The organism is Vibrio hepatarius, assembly GCF_018860525.1.
GTDB classification, from domain to species: Bacteria; Pseudomonadota; Gammaproteobacteria; order Enterobacterales; family Vibrionaceae; genus Vibrio; species Vibrio hepatarius_B.
Genome location: NZ_JAHKPM010000044.1, coordinates 122,026 through 130,300 on the forward strand (window position 1 = coordinate 122,026; position 8,275 = coordinate 130,300).

The following is an 8,275-nucleotide window of genomic DNA, read 5'->3' on the forward strand; positions in this document are numbered from 1 at the left end:
CCTGAATTAAAAAGTTGCATAGTTTCAGTGGCGGTTAATTCGCTATTCCTACTTGATGTGTGTGCAGAGTTAAGCTCTATCCCTGTGTCACACCAGAATAGTTAAGAGGTGATACCCTGAACCATTCCCCACATACATGTGATGAACTAAGAGCTTGGTTGAGTTTGTACTTTACGCCAAGAATTGGCCCCAAGACCTTCCAAAAGATTATTGCTTTGGATTCACCATCCAACATCACTCAATCTTCATCTCAAGCTTTGGCAGCGTTAGGCTTTAGCTCTCGGCAAATTCACTATTTGAATAATAAAGCCTCCAAAGATGTTGATGAGTGTTTTGAATGGCAGCAGGCAGAATGTAGTAGGAGTCTTTTAACTTTCAATGATGCTAAGTATCCTGCGCAGCTCAAGTTAGTGGACTCTGCTCCGCCAGTAATATTTTTGGAAGGTAAGGTTGAAAGCGTGTTGCAGCCACAAATTGCTATTGTCGGCAGTCGCAATGCGAGTATCGACGGCCTTAATCTTGCAAGAGATTTTTCCTGTCAGTTATCTAAACACGCTTTGACGATCACTAGTGGTATGGCCTTGGGGATCGATGGTTATGCGCATGATGGTGCGCTGCAAGCAGGAGGGGAAACCGTTGCTGTATTAGGTTGCGGCTTGGGCAGTATCTACCCTGCTCGTCATAAAAAGCTATCGCAAAGAATAATGCAACAAGGTGCTTTGGTGTCTGAGTTTCACCCCAATGTAAAGCCTAAAGCAGAAAACTTTCCCCGCCGAAATCGAATAATTAGTGGCTTGTCTTTGGGCGTTTTAGTGGTTGAAGCGGCTGAAAAAAGTGGTTCGCTGATAACTGCTCGTTATGCAATAGAGCAAGGACGTGAGGTCTTTGCAATACCTGGTTCAATCTATCACCCACAGGCGAGAGGGTGTAATTTATTGATAAAGCAAGGCGCATGTTTAGTTCAACAGGTTTCTGACATTATGGATGAAATGGAATGTTTGATACGTTGGTCTGATTTTTATCCCTCCAAAGCGGCAGAGGAAGCATTTGAACAAATTGATTGCAAAGAAGAATTGCCATTTTCTCAGCTGTTAGCTAACGTAGGTAATAAGGCTATACCAGTTGATATTCTTGCAAACAGGACCAATATACCTGTTCAAGATGTCATGATGCAGCTTTTAGAGCTTGAACTCTTAGGGCACGTTGTTGCAGTTTCCGGTGGCTATATTCGAAAGGGGAGGGGCGAGCTATGATGATGGATATTTTAATGTATCTGTTTGAAACTTACATCCATAGCGATGCGGAGTTACAGGTCAATCAAGATGAACTAGAAGATGAGTTACTTCGTGCTGGATTTCATCAGAAAGACATTTACAAAGCTCTTGTTTGGCTCGAAGAATTGGCGGCATTACAACAGAGCGAAACGCATGCGGCAATTTCAATTTGTAGTACCTCAACATCAACACGTATTTATACCAAAAAAGAATGTCAGAGACTTAATATAGAATCGCGTGGTTTTTTGACATTCCTTGAGCAAGTTAATGTGTTGACAACGGAAACCCGTGAAATGGTGGTTGATCGTATTATGGGATTAGAAACTGATGAATTTGAGTTGGATGATTTAAAGTGGATTGTTCTCATGGTGTTGTTTAATGTGCCAGGAAATGAGAATGCGTACACTTTGATGGAAGAGCTTTTGTATACCAAAGAGCAAGGTATCCTTCATTAGTCCTATGAGTGGTAAAATCGATCATCAGCTGTTTTCTGCTCATGAGCATGCTTTAGAAGGTAAGGCGTGTCCTTTGTGTCAGTCAGAGCAACGCTTGGGAGAGTTGCAACTTCGTCATGGTAAACACGGCCCTTTTCTTGGCTGTAGTCTGTATCCTAGTTGTGATTACGTTCAGCCCTTACACCAAAACGATGGCCATATTGTTAAAGAATTAGGTGTGCCGTGTTCCGAATGTGGTCAAGAGTTAGTCTTGCGTCAAGGGCGCTATGGCATGTTTATTGGCTGCAGTGGCTATCCACAGTGCACTTATGCTGAGTCACCTGAAGAAACACATGACTCTTCCGCCCAATCTAAGGTTTCTTGCCCGGAGTGTAGTAAGGGCTTGTTAGTTGAAAGGAAAAATCGTTTTGGTAAAACTTTTTTTGCATGTGATCATTACCCTAAGTGCAAATTTATAGTTAACCAGCCGCCAGTTAATGGCAGGTGTGAAAAGTGCGAATTTTCTATTTTGATTGAAAAAAAGCATGCCTCTGGACATAAACTCCAATGTGCCAACCGTAAGTGCGGCTATATGCAAACTCAAAGCGGAAGATAGAAACGGCGCTATATGTAGCGCCGCGTTAAAATGATTAGCTTAGCTCTCTAATTTTAATCCACTGTTGAACGGCAGGGAAGGTATCAGAGTCTAGGATCTTTGCTAAATTAGATAGCTTACGTTGCAGCTCGCCAGTGTAATCACCGCATACGTTAATATGCCCCATTTTACGTCCAGGGCGCTTTTCTTTGTTATACCAGTGAATGTAGCAACCCTCCAGTTCAAGTACTTCTGCTGGTAAGCTATCCTCCCCAAGTATATTAATCATGGAAGTCTCTCTTATAAGTTTGGTACTGCCAAGAGGCATTCCACAAACTGCACGAAGGTGGTTCTCGAACTGGCATGTTTCAGCGCCCTGCTGTGTCCAGTGGCCTGAGTTGTGTACGCGCGGTGCAATTTCGTTGACTAATAAGGTGCCATCGAGATCGAAGAACTCTAGCGCCAATACACCAAAGTAGTTGAGTTCGTTGGCTACAGAGGTAAACATATCTTCTGCTTGTTGCTGCAGATTATTATCGGCAATGGCCGTTGAAATACTGAGTACGCCATCAGTGTGAATATTTTCTGCTATTGGGTATACCTTAATTGAGCCATCATTTCCGCGAGCACCAATTAGTGATACCTCACGTTGAAAGGGTACAAATTCTTCAGCGACAATAGCTTGATTGTCATCTGATTCAAGACAGGCTTTCATCTCATTCCAGATAGACTCAATTTGATCACTATGCTTCAGTCGCCACTGACCTTTTCCATCATAGCCACCCTGTGCACTTTTTAGCACCATAGGAAGCCCAATTTTATGAATTGCAGCGGTAAAATCTTGTTGTGTTTTGATGATATGGTAATTAGCACTGCGAACTTGGGCTCGATCCAAAAGTGCTTTTTCTATGCGCCTATCGCCGCCACATTTTATTGCTTCTGCTGATGGAAAAAGTTTTCCACTTGCTTGGCATTCATCTAAGATTGGATGGGGAATGTGTTCAAATTCAGCAGTAATAACGTCCGCTTGCTCTATGGCATTAGTTAGTCCTTTGCCAATTTGAGCTTGTGTCAGTGGATGAACAATCGATTCATTACCGACATCATAAGCAATAACCTTTATATTAAGTGGCGCACCAGCCAAAGACATCATGCGTGCTAATTGACCTGCACCAAGCACTAACACTTGCATGGGTTAATCCTCTTCTGGGTTGGGGTTTGCTAAGACGGTCTCAGTCTGTTGGTCACGAAATGCTTCAACTTTTTCCATGACTGTTTCATCGTGGGTACCGATGATTTGTGCAGCAAGAATACCAGCGTTAGCTGCCCCAGCCTCGCCAATTGCGAGAGTGCCCACGGCAATACCTTTAGGCATTTGTACAATCGACAATAATGAGTCCATACCTTTCAAAGCTCGTGATTGAACAGGTACCCCTAAGACAGGAAGGCTTGTGAATGCGGCGGCCATACCAGGTAAGTGAGCGGCGCCGCCAGCTCCGGCTATGATGACTTTAAGACCTCGTTGTTTAGCGCTGTTAGCATAATCTGCGAGAAGCTGTGGGGTGCGATGAGCCGATACCACTTTTGTCTCATACTCTATACCAAACTGATCCAGCATTTCTGCGGCCAACTTCATAGTTGGCCAGTCAGACTTAGAACCCATGATGATACCGACTTTCATCTTCAACTCCTTAATTCGACTCTTATTGGTGAGTAGATAAACTTGGCAGTATTATACGAGGATTCCGAACTCAAGCAAACGTTTGCGCCTATTTTTGGTTTCAAAGAGTGTAATTTGTTATCAAATAGCTTTAGTCTTAGCTAGTGAATGTTTGTAAACTTGAACTTTTCGAATACAAAATCAGACAGGAAAGAATTAGTGGATAATTTTGAGCAGGCACTATTGGCTCTAAATAATGGTGAGGTTATCGCTTACCCAACCGAAGGTGTATTTGGTGTTGGTTGTGATCCAGATAATCCAGAAGCCATTCAGAAACTACTTGAGTTAAAACAAAGACCAGTGGAGAAAGGCTTAATTCTAATTGCTGCTAGCTATCAACAATTACTACCTTATATCGATGAGTCGCAGCTTAGCCAAGAGCAGCTTAGTGAAGTGCATCAAACTTGGCCAGGGGCGGTAACATGGATAATGCCTTGTAGTGATAAAGTATCGAGTTGGGTCTGCGGGCAGTTTGATTCGATTGCTGTAAGGGTTACCGATCATCCTTTGGTCCAAAAAATGTGTAATGCTTTTGGGAAGCCGTTAACCTCGACGAGTGCAAATTTGACAGGTAAGCCTCCTTGCCTGACAAGCCAAGAAGTTGAACGCCAGCTTGGAGGGCATTTAGCTGCGATCTTAGTCGGTGAAACCGGTGGAAGAGATAGGCCGAGTGAGATTCGTGACGCCAAAACATCGAAAGTATTGAGGCAAGGGTAATCCTGAGAAGGAAGTGAAAGATATGTCAGCCATCGATAAGCAAGCAGTAAAACAGTTTTTAATTGAGCTACAAGACTCAATTTGTCAGCAGTTAGAACAAAAAGACGGACGAGCCAAGTTTAAAGAGGATGCCTGGAGCCGAGAGCCAGGAGAGAAATTAGGTGGTGGTGGTCGTACACGAGTAATGACTGAAGGGGCGGTATTTGAGCAAGGCGGGGTGAATTTCTCTCATGTCGAAGGTAAAGAAATGCCCGCATCTGCCACGGCTCATCGCCCAGAGCTTGCTGGTCGCCGCTTTGAGGCGATGGGAGTATCTTTGGTTATGCACCCTAACAATCCTTATGTCCCCACATCACATGCCAATGTGCGATTTTTCGTGGCTGAAAAAGAGGGTGAAGATCCCATATGGTGGTTTGGTGGTGGGTTTGATTTAACGCCTTTTTATCCTTTTGAAGAGGATGCTCAGTATTGGCACAACACTGCCAAGGAAATCTGCGCACCTTTTGGTAGTGAGGTATACCTAGAGCACAAAGCTTGGTGTGATAAGTATTTCTACCTTCCGCACCGTAATGAGACTCGCGGAGTTGGAGGGGTGTTCTTTGATGACCTTAATCACTGGGAGTTTGATAAATGCTTGTCTTATATAAAGGCTATCGGTGAAGGGTTTACTCAAGCATATCTGCCTATAGTTGAGCGACGCAAAGATACTGAGTTTGGTGAGCGAGAACGTCAGTTCCAGCTATATCGCCGAGGTCGCTATGTAGAATTTAATTTGGTTTTTGATCGTGGAACCTTGTTTGGTTTACAAAGTGGTGGTCGCACCGAATCGATTTTGATGTCTATGCCGCCGCTGGCTCGTTGGGAATACGGTTATCAGGTTATAGAAGGTAGCCATGAAGCCGATCTCTATCAACATTACCTCAAACCAAGAGATTGGTAGGGCTTTCTTCTGAATATTGTTAGTGGTAGGGTCGTTGTTCAACAATGACCCTTTTGTTTTTAATAGGTAAGGACATGACTGAGCAGAGTGCGTACTATGCCGTTTTTGGCAACCCGATCAATCAGAGTAAATCGCCATTTATTCATACCTTGTTTGCGCAGCAAACCAAACAACCAATAATTTATACAGCAGAGCAGGCACCTATTGATGGCTTTGAAGTGGCAGTAAAAACCTTTTTTTCTCAAGGAGGAGAGGGGTGTAATGTCACTGTACCGTTTAAGGAGCAAGCGTTTCGTTTGGCGACACAGTTAACGGAGCGAGCTCAGCTAGCGGGTGCAGTTAATACTCTTAAAAAACTCCCCGGTGGACAAATTTTGGGCGACAATACCGATGGGGAGGGGCTTGTTCAAGATTTATTGCGGTGTGATGTAAAGTTAGAAGGTTCGCGAGTTTTGCTTATTGGAGCAGGAGGGGCTGCTCGAGGTGTCATTAAGCCACTTCTTGAGCATAATCCTGCTGAAATAGTTATAACTAACCGTACATATAATAAAGCTCAGAAATTAGCAGAAATTTTTCAGCCTTATGGTGGGGTTAGTGCACAGGAAATGAGTGAGGTATCGGGTGCTTATGATGTGATTGTCAATTCAACTTCTGCAAGTTTAACTGGCGATATACCGACAATCTCTGCGGATATATTTTCTACAAATAGCGTGGCTTACGACATGATGTATGGTCGAGGCAATACACCCTTCAATCAATGGGCACTGGACAATGGTGCTAACTCCATTTTTGATGGGGTAGGGATGTTGGTCGGTCAAGCTGCGGAAAGTTTCTTTCTTTGGCGTGGGGTTAGACCAGAAGTACAAATGGTGCTTGAGACGCTCAAAAGTCATCTTGAGGATGCGTCATGAATCAATCGATTTTGTTTTCTGATACTCAGTTATGGGACAAAGACAAACAGGCAGTATTCTTTTCAGCGCAGTGTTCGGGTGCTTTAATTCAGTGCCTGATCAGAAAAAAGGAACTAGAGAGCATTGCTGGGTACTCTCTTAATGATGAACAACAAATTTTAGAGGCTTTTTCTATGCTGCGCTTCGATGTTGAAGAGTTGACTGAGCAGCTAATAGAGGATGAGGCTTTTAATGAGCAGGGAATGGTTGAAGTGGTTAGCTGATACCTTCTACTTTATGAAGATAGTCTTCTTTATTTTGCACATAGTTATTCGCAGACTTTTGTAGAAAGGCGCGTTCATTATCGTTTAGAAGACGTGCTTGTTTGACTGGGCTGCCCATATACAGAAATCCACCTTCAAGTACTTTACCTGGGGGGACCAAGCTTCCGGCCCCTATCATAACATTGGTTTCTATCAAAGCACCGTCCAAAATAATGGCTCCCATTCCGACTAGAACCCTGTCTTTTATAATGCAGCCATGCAGCATTACTTTATGCCCGATGGTGACATCATTGCCTATAATTAATGGAAAGCCGCTCGGGTTTTCTTGATTTTTATGCGTTACATGTAGCACACTTCCGTCTTGTATATTAGTTCGTTCACCAATATGGATATGGTTGACATCTCCCCTAGCGGCCACAAAAGGCCAGATGCTAGAGTCATTGCCGATGCGAATATCTCCAACCAGAACCGAACTGCCATCCACATAGACTCTTTGTCCTAATTGTGGGCTGATACCTTTATAGCTGCGTAAGGGACCCATTCTTTATCCTTATCTAATGAGATTGGTAATGTATAAGGGAGTTTAAAGTAGCAAAAACGACGACTTTTGAACATAAAATCTTCAAACGATGAAAAAATCAAAAAAAACTGGAAAAAGAGCTTGCCAATGTGAAGTCGATCTCTATAATGCCCCCTCGCTGACACGCTAATGCGGATATGTTACAGAAACAGTAATTATCAAGTCAGTTAGGTCTACTAGATGTAAGCAGAAATGCGAACAAAAGAAGTTTAAAAAAGTGTTTGACACTCAACTTTATATCGCTAGAATGACCGTCCGTTTTGAGTTAACCTCACAACACTGCTCTTTAACAATATAAACCTATCAATCTGTGTGGGCACTCGTTGATGATAATCCAACTTTTGGTTTTCACTTTTTTATAAAAGTAAAATCAAAAACTGATTCTTCGGAATCATTAGGTATCAATGAACTGAGTGACCAATACGAATAACGACTTTCTCTTGTAGAAAGGCATTATTTGGCACAGTCAATTCATTATCGTTCTGTTGGAACGATAATAGCTTTAGAATGACATGTTCATTTTCGAATGAATATTAGTTTTGAAGTCAGTATTCATTGAGCCGAGAAAACTTTAANNAGTAGGACATCGCCAGGCTTTTATTTCGACTTGTCTTTAATTAGACGAGTCATCATAAAGCTTTTAAAAATAAGAGTTTTATGTTGACTTAAACAGTCAGTCGCGTACTATACGCGTCCTGCTTATATACCAACAGGTACTAAGCACTGCTCTTTAACAATATAAACCTATCAATCTGTGTGGGCACTCGTTGATGATAATCCAACTTTTGGTTTTCACTTTTTTATAAAAGTAAAATCAAAAACTGATTCTTCGGAATCATTA

The 8,275-nt window shown here is 42.6% G+C and carries 10 protein-coding genes; 7 read left to right on the plus strand and 3 right to left on the minus strand.

Translation table 11 applies throughout. From position 1 onward, the window contains the following. Positions 1–158 precede the first annotated feature (158 nt). Genes dprA through KO511_RS13150 form a run of 3 tightly spaced genes read left to right on the plus strand, consistent with a single transcriptional unit; the run spans position 159 to position 2,324 of the window. Positions 159–1,253 carry a DNA-processing protein DprA gene (gene dprA / locus KO511_RS13140; protein WP_252724358.1) on the plus strand — a complete coding sequence of 365 codons (1,095 nt, stop codon included), beginning with the start codon at positions 159–161 and terminating at the stop codon, positions 1,251–1,253. Beyond that, entirely contained in the window at positions 1,250–1,729 is a 480-nt protein-coding gene (locus KO511_RS13145; RefSeq protein ID WP_125319601.1) for a DUF494 family protein, read from the plus strand. The genes dprA and KO511_RS13145 overlap by 4 nt, the downstream gene beginning before the upstream one ends. A 4-nt stretch (positions 1,730–1,733) precedes the next feature. Beyond that, entirely contained in the window at positions 1,734–2,324 is a 591-nt protein-coding gene (locus KO511_RS13150) for a DNA topoisomerase family protein (protein ID WP_215987865.1), read from the plus strand. A 34-nt stretch (positions 2,325–2,358) separates the two neighbouring features. Here the strand turns inward: KO511_RS13150 and KO511_RS13155 are convergent, their stop codons facing one another. Together KO511_RS13155 and purE are read right to left on the minus strand one after the other, a co-directional pair. Further along, positions 2,359–3,495: a 5-(carboxyamino)imidazole ribonucleotide synthase gene (locus tag KO511_RS13155; protein WP_215987866.1), complete on the minus strand. Its 1,137-nt coding sequence runs from the start codon at positions 3,493–3,495 to the stop codon at positions 2,359–2,361. Positions 3,496–3,498: 3 nt separating this feature from the next. Continuing rightward, positions 3,499–3,984 carry a 5-(carboxyamino)imidazole ribonucleotide mutase gene (gene purE, locus KO511_RS13160; RefSeq protein ID WP_215987867.1) on the minus strand — a complete coding sequence of 162 codons (486 nt, stop codon included), beginning with the start codon at positions 3,982–3,984 and terminating at the stop codon, positions 3,499–3,501. 198 nt (positions 3,985–4,182) lie between these two features. Between purE and KO511_RS13165 the strand changes: the two genes are divergently transcribed. From KO511_RS13165 to KO511_RS13180, 4 genes are all read left to right on the plus strand, one after another. Further along, a complete protein-coding gene (locus tag KO511_RS13165; RefSeq protein ID WP_215987868.1) occupies positions 4,183–4,740 on the plus strand; it encodes a Sua5/YciO/YrdC/YwlC family protein in 558 nt (185 codons plus the stop codon). 22 nt (positions 4,741–4,762) lie between these two features. Next, complete coding sequence (gene hemF / locus KO511_RS13170; RefSeq protein ID WP_215987869.1) at positions 4,763–5,680, plus strand: oxygen-dependent coproporphyrinogen oxidase; 918 nt, start codon at positions 4,763–4,765, stop codon at positions 5,678–5,680. Between the two features lie 74 nt (positions 5,681–5,754). Further along, positions 5,755–6,591 carry a shikimate dehydrogenase gene (gene aroE, locus KO511_RS13175; protein WP_215987870.1) on the plus strand — a complete coding sequence of 279 codons (837 nt, stop codon included), beginning with the start codon at positions 5,755–5,757 and terminating at the stop codon, positions 6,589–6,591. Continuing rightward, positions 6,588–6,854, plus strand: coding sequence for a DUF1488 domain-containing protein (locus KO511_RS13180; protein WP_215987871.1), 267 nt, complete (start codon positions 6,588–6,590; stop codon positions 6,852–6,854). The genes aroE and KO511_RS13180 overlap by 4 nt, the downstream gene beginning before the upstream one ends. Here KO511_RS13180 and KO511_RS13185 read toward each other — a convergent pair. Beyond that, positions 6,847–7,395 (minus strand): gamma carbonic anhydrase family protein, encoded by a 549-nt coding sequence (locus KO511_RS13185; protein WP_215987872.1) that lies wholly within the window; start codon positions 7,393–7,395, stop codon positions 6,847–6,849. The two genes, KO511_RS13180 and KO511_RS13185, sit on opposite strands and share 8 nt — an antisense overlap. Between the last annotated feature and the right edge of the window lie 880 nt (positions 7,396–8,275).

What these genes read in the sequence shown, in the direction of transcription:
- purE (WP_215987867.1), bottom strand. Translation starts at nt 3,984, where the DNA reads ATGAAAGTCGGTATCATCATGGGTTCTAAGTCTGACTGGCCAACTATG.
- KO511_RS13185 (WP_215987872.1), bottom strand. Translation starts at nt 7,395, where the DNA reads ATGGGTCCCTTACGCAGCTATAAAGGTATCAGCCCACAATTAGGACAA.
- KO511_RS13180 (WP_215987871.1), top strand. Translation starts at nt 6,588, where the DNA reads ATGAATCAATCGATTTTGTTTTCTGATACTCAGTTATGGGACAAAGAC.
- hemF (WP_215987869.1), top strand. Translation starts at nt 4,763, where the DNA reads ATGTCAGCCATCGATAAGCAAGCAGTAAAACAGTTTTTAATTGAGCTA.
- aroE (WP_215987870.1), top strand. Translation starts at nt 5,755, where the DNA reads ATGACTGAGCAGAGTGCGTACTATGCCGTTTTTGGCAACCCGATCAAT.
- KO511_RS13155 (WP_215987866.1), bottom strand. Translation starts at nt 3,495, where the DNA reads ATGCAAGTGTTAGTGCTTGGTGCAGGTCAATTAGCACGCATGATGTCT.
- KO511_RS13145 (WP_125319601.1), top strand. Translation starts at nt 1,250, where the DNA reads ATGATGATGGATATTTTAATGTATCTGTTTGAAACTTACATCCATAGC.
- KO511_RS13150 (WP_215987865.1), top strand. Translation starts at nt 1,734, where the DNA reads ATGAGTGGTAAAATCGATCATCAGCTGTTTTCTGCTCATGAGCATGCT.